Origin of the sequence: Bradyrhizobium sp. SZCCHNS2022 (assembly GCF_032377575.1) — a bacterium.
Taxonomy (GTDB): Bacteria; Pseudomonadota; Alphaproteobacteria; order Rhizobiales; family Xanthobacteraceae; genus Bradyrhizobium; species Bradyrhizobium aeschynomenes.
In genome coordinates, this window is the sequence record NZ_JAUHHZ010000001.1 from 2,781,058 (window position 1) to 2,798,167 (window position 17,110).

General features: G+C 68.6%; 9 protein-coding genes. All 9 read left to right on the forward strand.

Annotated elements, in window-relative coordinates; translation table 11 throughout:
• The first annotated feature begins 16 nt into the window (after positions 1-16).
• The 9 genes from QXZ94_RS12465 (at position 17) to QXZ94_RS12505 (ending at position 16,632) form a co-directional block, all read left to right on the forward strand.
• Positions 17-1,669, forward strand: a complete 1,653-nt coding sequence (locus QXZ94_RS12465; RefSeq protein WP_315720650.1) for a hypothetical protein — start codon at positions 17-19, stop codon at positions 1,667-1,669.
• A 43-nt stretch (positions 1,670-1,712) separates the two neighbouring features.
• Positions 1,713-1,886, forward strand: coding sequence for a hypothetical protein (locus QXZ94_RS12470; protein WP_246739323.1), 174 nt, complete (start codon positions 1,713-1,715; stop codon positions 1,884-1,886).
• A 5-nt stretch (positions 1,887-1,891) separates the two neighbouring features.
• Positions 1,892-3,958 (forward strand): hypothetical protein, encoded by a 2,067-nt coding sequence (locus QXZ94_RS12475; protein WP_315720651.1) that lies wholly within the window; start codon positions 1,892-1,894, stop codon positions 3,956-3,958.
• A gap of 11 nt (positions 3,959-3,969) precedes the next feature.
• Positions 3,970-6,018, forward strand: coding sequence for a hypothetical protein (locus tag QXZ94_RS12480; protein ID WP_315720652.1), 2,049 nt, complete (start codon positions 3,970-3,972; stop codon positions 6,016-6,018).
• 18 nt (positions 6,019-6,036) lie between these two features.
• Positions 6,037-7,710 carry a contractile injection system tape measure protein gene (locus QXZ94_RS12485; protein ID WP_315720653.1) on the forward strand — a complete coding sequence of 558 codons (1,674 nt, stop codon included), beginning with the start codon at positions 6,037-6,039 and terminating at the stop codon, positions 7,708-7,710.
• Entirely contained in the window at positions 7,662-9,047 is a 1,386-nt protein-coding gene (locus QXZ94_RS12490; protein WP_315720654.1) for an ATP-binding protein, read from the forward strand. Before QXZ94_RS12485 ends, QXZ94_RS12490 begins: the two co-directional genes overlap by 49 nt.
• The gene (locus QXZ94_RS12495) at positions 9,044-12,094 is read left to right on the forward strand and encodes a DUF4157 domain-containing protein (protein ID WP_315720655.1); all 3,051 of its coding nucleotides are present in this window, start codon (positions 9,044-9,046) and stop codon (positions 12,092-12,094) included. The genes QXZ94_RS12490 and QXZ94_RS12495 overlap by 4 nt, the downstream gene beginning before the upstream one ends.
• Positions 12,095-12,102: 8 nt before the next feature.
• Positions 12,103-14,844: a DUF4157 domain-containing protein gene (locus tag QXZ94_RS12500; RefSeq protein ID WP_315720656.1), complete on the forward strand. Its 2,742-nt coding sequence runs from the start codon at positions 12,103-12,105 to the stop codon at positions 14,842-14,844.
• 78 nt (positions 14,845-14,922) lie between these two features.
• Positions 14,923-16,632 (forward strand): hypothetical protein, encoded by a 1,710-nt coding sequence (locus tag QXZ94_RS12505; RefSeq protein WP_315720657.1) that lies wholly within the window; start codon positions 14,923-14,925, stop codon positions 16,630-16,632.
• Positions 16,633-17,110 lie beyond the last annotated feature (478 nt).

A 17,110-nucleotide genomic window follows, 5' to 3' on the forward strand; every position in this document is an offset into this window, starting at 1 on the left:
CGGGTACGAGGCTGCCATGAACATCGATGACAACAAGAAATCGCGGGCAACGCTGAAGTCCTACTTCGTCAAGAATGCGATCCCGACCGAGCAGCAGTTCTCCCAGCTCATCGACAGCCTGATCAACCAGCGCGACGATGGCGTCATCAAGCCCGGCGGCGGCGAGCCGCTCTCGATCGAAGCCGTCGGCGACTTCGAGAAGGCCATCAACTTCTACATGCAGATCTCCGACGCCAGCCCCGCCTGGACGCTGTCGCTGCGCCCGCGATCGAACCCGAACGATCCGCAGACGGGGCGGCCGGGCCTCTCCATCAACGATGCCGCCGGCAACAGCCGCCTTGCCGTCGATGCCGCGAACGGCCGGGTCGGCATCGGCGTGGTCGCGCCTGCTGAGCGGCTCGAGGTCGGCGGCCGCATCAGGGCCGGGCTGCTCACGATCGGCGCGCCGGACGTCAATGTCGACTATTCCTATGTCGGCGGCAGCGCTGCCGGCGATCTCACGACCACCTATGCGCTGGCGGTCGGCATCTCCGGCGCGCAGCTCGGGCGAACGGCGCTGAACGGCAAGGACATCTCGTTCCGCGTCAACAACGTCCAGCGCGCGACCTTCGCGGCCAACGGCCATCTCGGTATCGGAACTCCGTCCCCCGCCGCGATGCTCGACGTCGCCGGGGTGGCGAGGTTCGGCTCGTTGTCCATCGGCCCCTGGCCGGCCAACGGCAATTACGTCCATTTCGGCGTCACCACGCTGAACCAGGCCGCCGCGGACAACTATGCGCTGCTGCAGAGCGCCGCGGGCGACGACTTCGGAACGACGTATTTGAATTCGCCCGAGACGATCCAGTTCAGGATCAAGAATGTCAGCTATGCAGAGCTTCAGAAGGACGGCGACTTCAACGTCAAGCGAAGCCTGTCGATCGGCGGCTCGGATCTCTACTTCACCAAGACCGACCACAATCATACGGGCATCGGCAACAAGCTCGGCTACGCGGCCATCGAGAACGGCGCCAATTACGGCGGCCTGATGATCCTGGGCAGAACCGTCAACACCTCTCCGCTCCGACGCGTCGTCAAGGTCTGGGACTATCTCGAGGTGAACGGCGACCTGCTGGTGACCGGCCGCATCGGCAGCATGGGCAAGGGCCCCAATCCGCTCACGCCGGGCTGGGGCGGCGGTATGCGCACGTGGGATCTGGAAGCCGAAGGAACGGTCTGGTCACGCGGCCCCGTGCAGACCGGACCGCGCGATCTCGCCGAGATCTATTTCGCACAGGCATCGCTCGCGCCTGGAGACGTCGTCAGCCTCGATCCCGATTCCGAGCATATCGTCCTTGCCCCGGAAGCGAATTGCAGCCGGGTGATCGGGGTCATCTCGACCGAGCCCGGGATGCTGCTCAATTCGCTGATCAACCGCGAGGATCTTCCGGCCGACGGCAGCAAGGGATTTCCCGTGGCGCTCTCGGGATGCGTCCCCTGCAAGGTCACCGACGAAGGCGGACCCATCCGCCGTGGCGATCTCCTGACCGCGGCCTCACGCCCCGGCTACGCCATGCGGGCCGCTCCGGCAACGACCGACGGCGCCTATCGCGCCGGAACCATCATCGGCAAGGCGCTCGGCGCGCATACGGCCGGCGAAGGGCTGATCGAGATCTTCGTCATGCTGCACTGACAGGAGCGACCATACGACAATGACAATGATCGAGAGTTCGACGATGGAAGACCGTCTCAAGGAACGGCTGAGCCAGTTGCGCGAGGAGTTCGCCAGCGGCCAGACCCAGCTGGTGCAGGCCGAAGCGCGCGTGCGCGACCTGCGCGAAACGCTGCTGCGCATCAGCGGCGCCATCCAGGTGCTGTCCGAGGAGCTCGGCGAAAGCAAGGAAGGTTAGGACCCGTGGACGCGCTATCGATCTCCACCGGACCTCCGGAGCATCCGCTGCTCGACTTCACGGCCCTGCTGCGTCAGGGCCTGACCGAGCTCGAGCGCCTCGCCGGCGAGCAGTGGACCGACTTCAACGCCCATGATCCCGGCATCACGCTGCTCGAGGCGATGTGCTACGCCCTCAGCGATCTCGGCTATCGTACCTTTCACCCGATCCCCGATCTGCTGGCGGAAGCCGGCAAGACCACCGAGGCCTGCCTGTTCACACCGGCGCAGGCGCTCACCTCCAGGGCGGTCACGCCGGATGATCTGAGGCGCATCGTGCTCGACGTGCCCGGCGTCAAGAACGCCTGGATCGTCACGGCGGACGGCGCCTCGCTCCCGCTCCGCTATGATCCGGCCGCCAAGACGATCGCGATCGACCGCGATCCGACGCCGCCGGCGAGCTCCGAGGCCGTCGCGCCGCGCGGCCTGTGGCGCGTGCTGGTGGAAAAGTCCGATGTGCAGGACATCGATGCCGCTGTCGTCCGGCTCGCGGTCGCAAGACGCCTCTCTGCCAACCGGCCGCTATGCGAGGATTTCGACGACATCGTCATGCTCGATCCGATGCCGGTGGCCGTGCGCGCCTCCGTCGAGATCGGCGAAACCGAGAACGGCGCCGACGTGCTGCTCGGCATCTTCGAGCGGGTCAGCGCGCTGATCTCGCCGTCGGTGGGATTCCTCAGGCTCGACCAGGCGCTCGCGCAGGGCGCGCGCAGCGACGAGATCTTCGAAGGCCCGCCGCTGCTGCGCGGCTTCGTCGATCCAGCGACCTTGCCGGCAGCCGGGCGCCGCGTTGCGCTGCATACGTCGGACGTGATCCGCACGATCATGAGCGTGCCGGGGGTCCGCGCGGTCCGCTGGATCCTGCTCGCGCGCGCCGGCAGCCCGTCGGCCGAGCCGTGGTCGCTGACGCTCGACGAGACCGGCGCGGCCCGTCTCGATCTCACCGCCAGCAGCATCGAGCTGGTCAAGGATCGCCAGCCGGTCATCGTCGACACTGCCGGCGTGATCAGCGCGTATGACGCGCGTGCGCGCAGCGCGCGGCTGTTCCCGGAGCTCGACACGGCCGAGCGCGATCTGATCCCGAGCCCCGGACAAAGGCGGGACGTCGCGCACTATCTGCCTTTGGAGACGGACCTGCCACGGCTCTACGGCGTCGGCGCGGGCGCCCTGCCCGATACGGCCGACGACGCCCGCAAGGCCGCGGCCAACCAGCTCCGCGGCTATCTGGCCGTGCTCGACCAGTTGCTGGCGAACGAATTCGCCCAGCTCGCCCACGTCGCCTCGCTGCTCGGCATCGACGAGACGTCGCCGCGCACCTATGCCGCACAGTACATCGGCGATGATCCGGATCGCGATCCGATCCTCGATCCGACCTTCGGCCCCGACGAGCTGGCCAAGCTGGTCGAGCCCGAGCAGCCGCCGGGGGCGATGAAGCGGCGCAACCGGCTGCTCAACCATCTGCTCGGGCGCTTCGCCGAAACCGTGACCGACGATCCGCAACTGTCGGCGACCGCGACGCCACAGGATGCAGATGCCGCGACCGCGCGGCTGTTGCAGGCCAAGCGCGAATTCCTCCGCCGCATGCCCGAGCTCGGTGCAGGGCGCGGCACGGGAGTCGACCTGCTCTCACCGGGATCATCGCCCGCCCTGATCGACCGCGTACGCCTCCGGCTCGGCTGGCCGGCCAGCGAGACCAGGTTCCTGCTGGTCGAGCACATTCTGCTGCGCGCGCTGCCGGAGGACGAGATCAACGCGCTGCCGCTGCTCGCGGCGGCCTCGCGCAACGATCCATGGACGGCGCAGCTCACCTTCATATTTCCATCGCGCTTCAAGACGCTCGAAAGCATGATCCAGCGCATCATGCGCGAGGAAACGCCGGCGCATCTCACCGCCTATCTGCTGTGGCTCGATCCCGCTCCCTTCGCCGCCTTTGCCGCGACCTATGACGATCTGCTGCTGGCGCTGCGCCACCATCGTCTTGCCGACCGGCTCGGCGTGAAGGCCGATTCCGTCCCATCGGGGCCACTCACATGAGCGGCGCAACCATGAGCACGGCCACGGTGTTGCGCCTGCGCGAGGCACGCAACCGCATGCTCGAGGCGCTCGGGCTCGGCGAGACCTATCCGGTGCGTGACCTGCCGGTGCCCAACGAGCGGCTCACGGTTGCCTTCAACGACATTGCGACGATCAAGATCGAGACCAGCGAGACGGGCGTCGACTACGGGCTGCGCAACAAGACCGGCGACGCGGTCGGGGCTACCGTCAAGGGCACCGGCAAAACCGTGGCGCTGACCACGCCGCCCATTCGCGACGACGTGACCTTCACCATCCATGCGCGGGCGCCGAATGGCCGCGAGGCGGACCTTTTGACAACGGCGGGAGTCAAGGTCGGACTCGACCTCTCGCTGGCGGCAATCGTGTTGCCCGAGGATGGCCCATCTCCGCGCATCCTGAGCTACAACACGGCGATCACGGTGCGCCTGCCCTCCAGCCAGGACGGCGTCGACTACCGGCTGGTCCGTTTCGTCAACGGTGACCCGGCGCATCCGGACGACGTCGCCGCGGCCGCGCAGGACGACGTCGTCTCGGTCGGCCAAACCGTCCGAGGTACCGGTGGGCCGATCGAGCTGGCGAGCAAGCCACTGCAGGCCGACACCGAGATTAGGATCCGCGCCACCAAGACATTCGACGCCGCCCTGGCGCGTCCAACGCAGACCAACCTTCTGGCCATCCGCCTACGCATCTACGTCAGGGCCAATCCGGATCTGTCTCTCGCGCCCGAGCCCGGCGCCATCGTCGACTTCCTATCCGTTCCGAAGATCAGGCTCGCCGCCGCCCAGGGCGGCGTCGACTACCGCGCCGTGCTGCTGCGCCTGCCCGATACGGCCTTCGCGCAAGGCGCGCCGCCGGGCCCCGGTCTGCTTGCCGTGCCGGTGCCGGGCCAGCCGGACGTGATGATCCGCCTGCCGTCGCTCGCGGCGGCAGATCCGAGCGCCGTGCCGCAGGGTTTTGCGCTCGGCGCAGACTGGCAGCCCGGCGCCAATGCCGACCTGCGGCTGCCCCTGCCGCAAGCCACCGCCGACAGCGTCGTCGCGATCGCCGCGCGCAAGACCCATGCAACGGGGACGACGTCGTTCTCGTCCTGGATCTGGCTGCGCCAGATGCTGGCCGTGCTGGTGCGCCCCAATCCCAAGCCGGGCCTCAGCGTCACCGTGACGCTCGCGGGCGCCGCAACCGACGGCGCGATGACGATCGCGGGCGGTCAGGCCGGCGTCTACTACACACCGCGGACGGCGCAACCCGTGCCGGCCGTTCTTCCGGCCTATGTGCACCAGCGCAGTCCGGAGGACGCCAACGTCAACAAGGGCATCGGCCAGCTCGAGCTGGAGGTCGACTTCGCGGTGACGCGCGACGGCCAGCCGCCGCTGCCGCCGGTGGTGGAGACCGGCGCGAGCGCGGTGGGGACGTCATGGACGATCGGCGCGATGAAGGCGCAGAGCCGGGTCGGCATCGACCTGCCGAATCCGGCCGTCATCGCCGCGGTGCCGGCCGCGCAGCCGACCGCCGCGCTGATCGATCGCGGCAGCATCGCCCATGTCATGGTGCCGGCGAGCGCAGCCTCTGACAGCTACGCGCTGTCCCAGGAAACCTCTGCGGATGACATCGCCATCGGCGCGGCGCGCGACGGCAATGGCCAGGCGCTCGATTTCGCCTCCGCTGCCATCGCCAACGACATGGTGCTGGTGCTGTCGGCCACCAGCAAGGCAGCGATCCCGGTGCGACGCCGGATCCGCTTTCCGGTTGCCGTCCGGCCCGATCCGACATGCCCCGTCCGCGCCGGCGATGCCGCCGTGCCCGCGGGCAATCGCGCCAAGATCCTCGTCGACAAGACCCAGACGGAGATGAGCTATCAGCTCGTCGCTGCGGGCGCGCCGGTCGGCGCAGCGCAGCCGGGCAATGGCGACACCCTCGCTTTGCTCACCGATCCGATCAGCGCAAGCACCACGTTCTCGATCATCGCAACCCGGCTCAATCCGCCGGTCGCAACCGTCACGCTGGCTGCGACCGCAACCGTCACGCTCAAACAGAACTAGGACCGTTCGTCGCGCGCCATGTCCCAGCGTCATACCATTCATCGCGAGATCGTCGAGCTGACCGTCGCCCATGCAGCGACCGCCGAGCGCGTCAGCACGGCCGTCTCGGACGTGGTCCGCGAGGCGCTGACGCCGCTGTTGGAGCGCATCTTCGATGAGCTCACGCCGCATGCCGAGCTGATCCGGATCGACTGGCTCGAGCTCGATCTCGGACGGCTCGATCTGGATTCGCTGTCACGGGAGCTGCCCGCGCGGATCGCCGCCAGACTTCCGGGCGCACTGAGGTCATCGGTTGCACTGAGCCACCATCCTCAATCGACAAGCCCCGCGCCAGCCGGCCGGGCGAAGCCTGCGGCCGACGCGGCGGCGCTGCTCGTCATCAATCACTTCGTGACGACCGGCACCCTGCCGTGGTGGTGCGACGGCCACGATCGCGACCTCTTGAACCGCGCCGCGGACTCGGCGCTGCGACAATCACCCGCCAGCCTGGCGCACAGCCTGCGCGGCCTCGTCGCCGATCCGGCAGCCATGAACCGCCTCGTCGGTCACCTCGCCGATACCACGCTGGAGCGCATCGTCGCGGCGCTCGCGCCCGAAGACACCGCCATTCTGCATCAGCTGGCAGAGCTCTTGGAAACGTCTTCGATCGCCGGTCTGACGCCCCGACGCAAGCGTCTCGCAATCTGGCGCGGACTGCTGCAGGCAGCCTGTGCCGCCCCTCGCGCCGACCCCGTCGAGACCGCGCTCACGAGCATCGCCATCGCCGCCGGCATGACCCTCACGGCGCTGCTGGAGGCCTGCGCGGCCGCCCTGGCAATGCGGCCATCACCGGCCGTTCTCGTCGCCCGCATCGCCGAGCTGGAACGGATTCATTCGGCGCTTGCCTCAGAGCCGCCGCGGGCGCCGCGCAGCTGGCCGCCGGGCTCGATGCTCGCAGGCTTGCATGCGGAGCTGGCGCCACTGGCAGCCCGACTGGCTGCGCGAGAACAGCCGGCATGGGCGGAGAGCTTCGCGCGGCTCGCCGAGGCTCCGGTCGGTCCGTCCTTCGACACTGCGCTGGCCGCCGTGCTCCAGCCGTTACGCCAGGCCGGATTGATCACACCGGCCGATGCCGAGCGCCTGCAGGCGCGGCTCTCGCGTCGGCCCGCGCCTGTTCGTCAGGATGATCGTGAGCGCCGTGCGCCCGACGACGTTCATTCCGTCATGGCCGCGGGCGTCTGCCTGCTATGGCCGTTCCTGCCGCGCTTCTTCGCCCGCCGCGGTCTGCTCGATGACAAGGAAACGGGCTTCGTCAGCCTGGCCGCGCAGCAGCGTGCCGTGCTGCTGCTGCATCATCTGGCGACCGGCGAGCCTGACGCGCCGGAATTCGCGCTGCTGCTGCCGAAGGCGCTATGCGGCCTGCCGCCGTTCGATCCGTGCGAGATCGCCGCTCCCATCACCGACACCGAGCAGGCCGAAGCCGGAGCGCTGATCGATGCCGCGATCGCGCATGCGAGCTGCCTCGGCGCGATCTCGCGGACCGGCCTGCGCGAGACCTTCCTGATGCGGTCGGGCCTGCTCGGCACGCGCGACGGCGCCTGGCTGCTGCGGCTGGAGCGCCGCGGCGCCGACGTGCTGCTGGAACGGCTTCCCTGGACCCTGCAATGGCTGCGATTGCCATGGATGCAGGCGGCGATGCGGGTGGAATGGTGAGCGCGCTGGAGCAGAACGCGGTCGATCTGGACGCCGAGCTGGGCTGGCTCGCGCAGCTGATTGACGCACGCTTCAAGCTGTATTTCAACCTCGACGGCGCCGAGCCGGCGGCGCCCTTGGCGCCACCCGACCTGTCGCAGTCGCCGTCGCCCTACGCGAGCTTCCTGCGCGAGCACGCTTGCGATTTCGCCGAGCGGGTCGCGCTGGTGCTGGCCCTGGCGCCGCATCTGCGGCCGCAGCTGCTCGATGTCTTCTTCACCCGCAACCAGACCTTCGACCGTCGCTTCGCCGAGTTCGGCGGCGTGCGCAAGGAGCCCGACGGCGATTTCTGGCCGACCGGCGAGACGCTCGCCTTCATCATCGGCGGCACCGACCTCGCCACCCGCTTCCGCCTGCAGGCGCTGTTCGAGCCGGATCATCCGTTCGCCCGTCGCGGGCTGTTGCGGGCCGCGTCCGGCAACGACGAGCCGGTGATGAAGGCGCGGCTCGTTCTGTCCGAGGATGCGCTGGCGCTGTTCACGCGCGGCGAGCAGCGCCGGCCGAGCTTCGGCGCGCACTTCCCCGCGCAGCTGATCGAGACAGCGCTGGACTGGAGCGACCTCGTGCTGCATCCGGCCACGCGCCAGGGTCTCGGCCAGATCGAATCCTGGATCGCGCATGGCCACACCTTGATGCACGACTGGCGCATGGCCGCCAAGCTGCGTCCTGGCTATCGCAGCCTGTTCTACGGCCCGCCCGGCACCGGCAAGACCATGACGGCGTGCCTGCTCGGCAAGTCCACGGGACGCCACGTCTACCGCGTCGACCTGTCGATGGTCGTGTCGAAATTCATCGGCGAGACCGAGAAGAACCTTGCCGCCGTGTTCAACCAGGCGGAGGGCCGCAACTGGATCCTGCTGTTCGACGAGGCCGATGCCTTGTTCGGCAAGCGCAGCGAGACGCGCGATGCACATGACCGCTACGCCAACCAGGAAATCGCCTTCCTGCTGCAGCGGATCGAGAGCTTCGACGGCATCGCCATCCTCGCCTCCAACCTGCGCGACAACATCGACGACGCCTTCGCACGCCGCTTCGAATCCGTGATCTACTTCCCGGTGCCGCGTCCCGAGGAGCGCGAGCAGCTGTGGCGGCAGGGCTTCTCGCCCAAGGCGCAGTTCGCCGGCGATCTCGACCTTTCGAAGATCGCGCGCGACTATACGCTGTCTGGCGGCTCGATCATGAACGTGATCCGCCTCGCCTCGCTGCAATCGCTGAAGGACAATGGCCGCCCGATCGGCCGCGACGATCTCGTCGCCGCGATCAAGAGCGAGATGATCAAGGAAGGGAGGGCGGCATGAAGCAGACGGCCACGCGCGCCGCGCCCCAGGCGGCGCAGAGCCAGAGCGCGCGATCGAACCGCGGTGTCGCGCTGTCCCCGCCCCTCACCTTTCCTTCGGTCGCGATGCTGCAGCCGCGGCTCGAGATCGGTCCGGTCGACGATCCGCTGGAGCGCGAGGCCGATGCGATGGCCAGCCGCGTCGTCGACGGTCCTGCAAGCCATGCCATGCCCGCATCACTGGGCGCCGTCTCCGCGGGCCCGCCGCGCATGCAACGGCAGTGCGCCTGCGGCGGCACCTGCCCCGACTGCCGCAAGGACCTCATGCAGCGCAAGGACGCCTCCGGCAGCACGGCGGCGCTGAGCGCCGCCATCGCGCCGCCGGTCGTGCACGACGTGCTGCGCTCGCCTGGCCAACCGCTGGATGCCGCGACGCGCGCCGATCTGGAGCCGCGCTTCGGCCGGAGCTTCGCGGCGGTCCGCATCCACACCGATGCAAATGCCGCCGCCTCGGCGCGCGCGGTCGGCGCGCAGGCCTACACGGTCGGTCACAACGTCGTATTCGGCAACGGCCACTACGCGCCGCAATCTCCGGCCGGCCGCCGGCTGCTGGCGCATGAGCTGACTCACGTCGTGCAGCAGGGGCGCGGCGCGCCGCTGCGGCTGGCGCGCAAGCCCGGCGGACCCGGCGGGACGGGACTGACGAGCGGGATCGGTCAACCTGCCGGCGGCTGCGGCGTGTGTCAGCTGCCGATGCATGCCGGCACCGCCGCGCACAACTGGATCGGCGGGCATTTCGTCGCCAGCGGGCTTGGCAGGAAGGAAGTGCGCGTCTTCCGCGGCTGGGGCAAGGGCAATAGCGGCCGCCTCGATCTCGCAATGATCGATCTGAAGCGGCACGCGATCTACACCGGCGAGGTCAAGCCGGACAGCGCGGGCGGCCGCGCCGCCGGCGTTCGCGATCAGCTGTTCTACCGCGCCATCGTCGCGGCCGACAAATGGTACCAATCGTTCAACCATTATCATCTCACGGCGAAGCAGTGGAATCCGTCCGGCGCTCCGGTCGGCTGGCTCGTCACCAAGGGCCTGCCAAAGAACTGCGGACAACTGATCTTCGTCAATCCGGCGAGCCACGGCCTCTATCTCTATCATTGCGAGCCGCGAGCCACGCTCCAGCAGCTGCGCCCGGAATGCGCCTGCGATCAGATCCCCAAGTCCGACAAGAAGAAGGACAAGGACAAAGAAAAGGAAAAAGACAAGGAGAAGGAAAAGGAGAAAGACAAAGAGAAGGACAAGGAGAAAGGCGGCGAGAAGGCCGGCGCCGCCAATGTCGGCTTCGGCATCTCCCTGTTCGGCTCGAGCGTCGGTGGCGGCAATGCCGGCGTCGGCGTCTCGGTCGGCTCCAACAGCGCCTCGGTCGGCACCGCGGGTGCAGGCTTCAGCTGGTTCTCCGACAGCGCAGCGGCCGGTGCCGCCGGCGCCGGCGTCTCCGCCAACGACACCGGCGCGACCGCGCTCTCGGCCGGCGCCGGCATGAGCTCGGATTCGCTCGGCGGTTCGGTGGCGACTGCGGGCGCGGGCAAATCCTCCGACAACACGAGCGTGGCCGCTGCCACCGCAGGTGCGGGCAAGAGCGAAGGCAATCTGTCGGCGTCGGCGGCCACCGCCGGCAAGGGCGAAGCCAAGAACAACGTCGTTGCCGTCGCCAAGAGCACAGGAAGCGGCAAGGCCGAGAACGCGATCGGCGCCGGCGTCGGCTCGCCGCAGAAGGGCGCACCGGCCACGCCCGTGGCGGGGTCGCCGCAAGGGCAGACCTCGACCGGCACGACCACGCCGGGCGCAACGACACAGCGCACGCCGGGCCAGACGACCGCCGGCCCGAGCGCGCCGCAGGGACAAGCGACCACGCAAGGCAAAGGCACCGGTACGGGCAGTGCCGACAAGCCCGGAGCGACCGGAAGCGGCAGCGGCAAGACTCCGGGGTCGGGGGTGAGCGGCTCCGGCACCCAGACCCCGGGCACCAAGACCGGCGATGCTCCGACGGGCCAGAGCACCGGCGCGCAAACACCGGGCGGAAAGCCCGGCGGCGCGCAGCAGACCGGCACGCCGCAAACCACCGGCGACGCCGGCAAGGGCACGGCCGGGCCGACTGCGGGAGCGGTGCCCGGCACCTCCTCGACCGCAACGCCGGGCAATGCGGCGACCGGCGCGACGCCTGTGCCGGGCGGCATGGTCATTCCCCTGACCTCGCCGAATGCGACCGAGGCCGAGCAGCGCCTGGCGCAGCAGGAGGCCACCAAGGTCGCGCTGATGCTGAGCAAGGCCTCGTCCGGTCAGATCGCGCTGATGCAGCATTTGATCGACTCCTCATCGGACAAGCAGTTCCGCGTGCCGACCGCGCAATGGGTGGAGACGATGATGCAGGTCACCGCCGACATCACGCCGGACGATCTGGCTCTGCTCAAGACGCTCAACTGGAAGCCGGGCCATCTCTCGCCCGACGAGCTGCGCAAGCAGATCGTCGAGGCCCTGAAGAAGCGCCGCCAGAGCTCCGGCGGCGCCACGGCCGCGCCCGCGCCGTCGAACGCGGGACAGAAGGACGGCGGCAAGTCGGGTGCTCCCGGGGCGGAAGGCAAGGGAGATAAGGGATCGGCATCGGGCGACAAGGCGCCGCCGGCCCCCAGGGGCAAGCAGACCGAGCCGTCATTCGGCAAATCCGGCGGCTACACGCTGGCGCGCGCCTTCACCGGCGATCGCAGCAAGACGAGCGAGCGCGACTACAGCTTCGTGACCAACGCGCCGATCACGACGGCGACCAAGGCCGGCGATCGCGTGCTGATGACGCTGACCTGGATCGGCGACGACGGCAAGAACTACTATCATCAGCTGACCTACGAGGTCGTGGGATCGCCGACGACGGAGACCGATGCGAAATACAAGGGCAAGACGCTGCTGCGATTTGCCTTGAAGACGACCAATGCCGACCTCATCAACATCGCGCCGGACGGACAGGAGCCGTTCCTGATCAGCCCCGGCCGCTCTGCCACCTACCGCATCTTCACCAACTGAGAGCAGCGATGAAGACGGCCGCAGCGAGAACCGCCACCGCTCCCACGTCCGCATCAACGCAGCGGGCGGGCGCCGGCGCGGCGCTCCAGCCGCCCTCCCCGCTGCTGCAGCCCCTCCAGGCGCGACTCGAGATCGGCGCGGTCGACGATCCCGCGGAGCGCGAGGCCGAGGCGGTTGCGCGCGCCATCGGCGGCGGGCCTGCGTCTTCGGCACAGATCGGCGCAGCGAAACGGGCGCCTGCGCTGCAGCGCCAATGCGAATGCGGCGGCACCTGCTCTTCCTGCAAGGAGGACAAGCTGCGGCGCCAGGCCACGCAAGGCGGCAACGATGCGCAGGCGGGCGTTGCGCCGCCGATCGTGCACGAGGTGCTGCGCGGGCCCGGCCAGCCGCTCGACCGCCCGGCGCGCACGGCCATGGAAGGCCGCTTCGGCCGAAGCTTTGCCGCCGTGCGCATTCATACCGATGCCCGCGCCGCAGCCTCGGCGCGCGCAGTCGGCGCGCAGGCCTACACGGTCGGCCACAACGTCGTGTTCGGCGCCGGCCGCTACGCGCCGCACTCCAGCGCAGGACAGCGCCTGCTCGCCCACGAGCTGACCCATGTGGTGCAGCAGCGCGGCGAACACACCGTGCTGCGGCGTGCGCCGGACTACGACAAGATGTCGATCAATCAGCTGCGCAAGCTGGTCAGCAGCGGCGACAAGGCCGCGGTCGAGGTGCTGCAGAATCGCTATGCGGCGATGAGCGACGGCCAGCTCGCGCAATATGCCAAGGGCACTGACGAACTGGCTGCCCACGAATATGCCCGCCGCGTGATCAAGCCGGTCGACGCAGCCGGGCAAGGCCGCTTCTCGCAGAACGGCATGCAGGACGTGCTGACGAAGGACATCAAGGCCAATCGCGCCGCCAGCGGCATCACGCGTGTCGAGCCCCACGCCGTCGCACCGGACATCGAGGTTCAGGGCGGCACCGTCGGCGCGGCCCGCACCGACATTCCCGGCCTGGAGAACCGCAGCTTCGTCGGCCAGTCCAAGCTGGCGGGCGGCCCGGGCTACAATCCGCAATCCAACTTCCCGCCGCACACCAGCCCCGAGACGCTGCCGCACACGCATGGCCATGCCGAGCAGCACATCGCCGATCAACTCGAGGAGGCGCTCGCGAAGATTCCACGCGACCAGCTCAAGGGCCGCCGCGTCTGGATGCTGATCGAGCAGGAGGTGTGTGCGACCTGCGGCCAGGGCGCCACCAACGCCGAGACCGCCGCGGGCGTCTTGAAGAAGCTCAGCCTGAAATATCCGGAGCTGACCTTCGAGATCAAGAACCTGCAGAGCAGCAGCCTGACCGTTCTGAAGGGCTCCGAGACGGCTGTCGCCGCCGCGGAAGGCGCACAGGCCCTGCCCGGTGCGTCGGCGGGCAACCAGACGACCTCGGTGCAGGTCGAGACCAAGGTCGAGGTCGTCAACTCCGTCCGCAATCCGAATGGGACCACGGTGTCGGAGGTCCGCTACAGCTTCGGCAACAACCTCGAACAGGTCAACGGTTCGGCGCCGGCGGGCGCCAAGGTGCCCGCGCAGATCACGATCAGGATCACGCAGAACGCCGATGGCAGCGTCGCCGCCGTCGAGGCCTTGTCGGGTGAGCCGCAGGCGCTGGTCGAGGCGCTGGCGCAGAAAACGCTCGCGGGCGCGAGCGGCGAAGCCGGCGCCCTGGAAGGCGCCGCCGAGGGCACGGCAGCCGCCGCCAACGCCGGGCGCCGGATGGCGTTGCTGTTCAAGGGCCTCAAGATCGGCGGCATCGCCGCCTTCACCATCATCACCGGCTATCAGCTCTATACGGCAACGCCGAAGCAGCGCCCCCGTGTGCTGGCCGGCGCGGTCGGCGGCTTCGCGGGCAGCGCAGTCGGAGGCTACGTCGTCTGCAATCTCATATTCGGCATCGAGACGTTGGGATGGAGCCTCCTGTTCTGCGGTCTCGCCGCCGGCGGCGCTGGCGGCTATCTGGGTAGCAAGGGGGGCGAGGCTGCCTACGACGCTGCCACCGAGACCGAGCTCGACCGCGCCTACAAGCGGCTCGACGGCAAGCGGCCGAACGAGATCGCCGTCTACAACATCCTGATCGGCCGGATGCGGTCGGACGGCTGTGTCAACGCAGCCTTCGTCACCGAGTTCATGCGGATCTTCCCCGAAGGCGCCACCGACGCCGAGACGGTGCTGATCGCGGCGCAGCTCGCCGACGCCGAGATCCAGGGCGTCCCCCCTGGCGCACGCCCGGCGGCGTCCCCGGCGACATACGGCATGGATGACGTCTGCCCATCGTGTCACGGGCGGCAGCCGAAGGATCTGCCCGGACCGAAGATGACGCCGGCCGAGGTCGAGGCGCTGAACAGAATCCCGACCTGCACCAGCGTCACCGCACAGGCGCTCACCGCGCTGCGGTCTGCGGTCAAGAACCTGCCGCAGAAGCCGCTGAGCCTGCCGGCAAGGGCGCAGCCGCAACCGATTCAGCAACGCGATCCGAACGCCCACGCCAGCCCGCCCGGCTACACGCCGCCCGATCCCAACCGCAATGCATTCCCGACGGTGCAGGAGCAGCTCGGCACGGTGTGCCCGAACTGCCATGCGCAGAGCCGCGGCAAGGAGATGTGGAAGGACTACGGCTCCGGCAAGGAGATGTGGGAGGATTTCGGCTTCGGCAAGGACCCGAAGAACGACGAGGCGACGCGCAAATTCCTGCAGGACTGGCTGTCGAAATGACGCGGCCAGCCGGCCGATCCACTATCATAGGCGTGCAACGACCGATTGATGCGCAAGGAAGATTGCCCGGAGGACATCATGACGCTCTCATCAGGTGAACTGGCTCAGATCGTCTGGGCGGAGACCAAGACGTTGGGCACCGCGCCCGCCGACGGCAGCGGCAGCGTCAACGGCGTCAGGCGGCTGGTTGCCCAGCTGGCCGCAGCGATGGACGGCGCCGGCTTCGAGCGGCGCGATCAGCTGCCGTCGGTCCAGGACCGCGAGCTCGGCGGCACCGTGCGCGCGATCCTGTCGATTGCGGAGGACGCGCGCAGCGCGACCGCACCACAGAGCCGGATCATCATCTGGGAGGCCGACAGCAACACCCTGCAGCTCAACACCAGGACGAGCCCGCCGCCGCCAGCGCCATGGGCCGATCTCGCAGCCGACAAGATCACGCATCAGCTGCATCAGACGCTCGTCAACGGCCAGACGGTGGACGTCTTCACGCGCGACGCCGCAACCGATGCGGGCTCCAGCGGCGCTGCGGTCTTCATCAATGCCATCACCGGCACCGGAATGCCGGGCGGCACCGCCCCGATGGCCGAGCCGCGGGCGACGTCGAAAGCGATGCCGAAAACTGGCCTTTTGCTGTTCGTCGTCGCGCTGGCGCTGTTCGTGGTGTCGGCCCTCGGATCCTACGGCATGGGCGTCGGGGCGCGCCTGTCGCTCGGCCAGTTCGTGCAGAACGCCCGCATCGCGACCGGCAGCACCGGCGCAGGGCTGGATTGCACGGTGGCGACCGCCGAGAAGCCGACCGTGCTCGACAGCGTCAAATGGCGGCCAAACGCCAACAAGGACCAGGATTGCCGCACGCAGTTCATGGCCGCGCAATCCATCGTCGCGTCGGCGCAATATCCCGATCCCGATGCCAAGCCCGGCAGCAAAGCCAGCCGCCAGACCACCTGGCCGGAATGGTTCGCCAGCCAGGCGCTGGCATGGTCGAGCGTCGTCAACGGCACGATGTCGCTCGTGATCCCGTTCTGGCTGGCCCTGCTGTCGCTGCTGATGCTGTTCATTTCCTGCGGCTTCGGCGTCACCGGGCGCGCGCTCGGACCGATCATCGACGAGCGCAACCGCATGAGCCTGACGCTGGCCCAGCTCGCGATCTGGTCGATCATCCTGCTGTCGGGACTGCTGGTGTGCGGGCTCTTCAACTACGGCTTCGGCGGACTGCTGATCACCGAGCTGCAGCAGCAGGCGGCAGCGGCCACGGCCGCCAAGGAAACGCCCAACAACGCAAAGATCGCGCTCGACGCCTACAATCTGTTCCCGAGCATCCCGTTCTATCTCGCCCTGGTCGGCGGCTTCGCCGTCGCGACGCCGTTCCTGTCGCGCCTGATCTCGAACTCGACCATCGTCGGCACGCAGGACCAGACCGCGCCGGACGCCGCCTCGCCGACGCAGGCACCGAAATATCTCGCCGACAAGGCCGGCCCGGAGAGGGCCGCGCTGGCCGACATGGTGCTGCAGGAGGTGAAGGGACGCAGCGACATGGTCGATATCAACCGGGTCCAGCACGTCGCCATCACCGGCATCCTCAGCATCAGCTACCTGCTGGTGCTGTTCGATGTCGTCTCCAACATCGACGCCGTCCGCATCGTCTTCGCCGCCGCGCAGAATGCCTCGGTGCTGACCTCGATGCCGCAGATCGACGGCACCTTCACCTCGCTGCTGTTCGTCAGCCACGCCGCCCTGCTCGGCAGCAAGGTCTACGACAAGATGGTGCCGGCCAAGCGTGAGGGATGAGGACGCTCGCCAATACTGCCGCCGTTCCGGCACGATCACCCGCGGCATCGGCGCATGACTGAAGGCAACCTTCATGGTTGCTCCGCCTAGGGCTCGCAACATGTGCGGGGACAATGCGCAACGCCGTTCAGCCCGACGCCACCGTCGCGACCCGGCTCTTGCCATTCCGAGCCGGGCGCATGCGACGCAGTTGACGAACGGAGCAATCAGGACATCCACATCATCTCCTAGGCAGGATCTCATTTGCACGAACGAAGCCCGGACATCCGGGCTCAACTATCAATACGAATGGCCGGGCAGCTCCCCGCCCGTAATAATCACTCGCAACCTCACGCTGCTGCGCGGCCCGGACAACCAGGAGATGCGCCACTCAGGGCTGAGCTGGTTCCCCGGGTGGTGGAACAACGTCGGCCCCACCGCCGATCTGAGCCGGACGAACTGCTACCCGTCGGGCGACTCACCTCGCGACGACGAGACG

Coding starts and splice junctions, on each gene's coding strand:
- QXZ94_RS12465 (WP_315720650.1), top strand. CDS start 17: ATGAACATCGATGACAACAAGAAATCGCGGGCAACGCTGAAGTCCTAC.
- QXZ94_RS12470 (WP_246739323.1), top strand. CDS start 1,713: ATGGAAGACCGTCTCAAGGAACGGCTGAGCCAGTTGCGCGAGGAGTTC.
- QXZ94_RS12480 (WP_315720652.1), top strand. CDS start 3,970: ATGAGCACGGCCACGGTGTTGCGCCTGCGCGAGGCACGCAACCGCATG.
- QXZ94_RS12485 (WP_315720653.1), top strand. CDS start 6,037: ATGTCCCAGCGTCATACCATTCATCGCGAGATCGTCGAGCTGACCGTC.
- QXZ94_RS12490 (WP_315720654.1), top strand. CDS start 7,662: ATGGCTGCGATTGCCATGGATGCAGGCGGCGATGCGGGTGGAATGGTG.
- QXZ94_RS12495 (WP_315720655.1), top strand. CDS start 9,044: ATGAAGCAGACGGCCACGCGCGCCGCGCCCCAGGCGGCGCAGAGCCAG.
- QXZ94_RS12500 (WP_315720656.1), top strand. CDS start 12,103: ATGAAGACGGCCGCAGCGAGAACCGCCACCGCTCCCACGTCCGCATCA.
- QXZ94_RS12505 (WP_315720657.1), top strand. CDS start 14,923: ATGACGCTCTCATCAGGTGAACTGGCTCAGATCGTCTGGGCGGAGACC.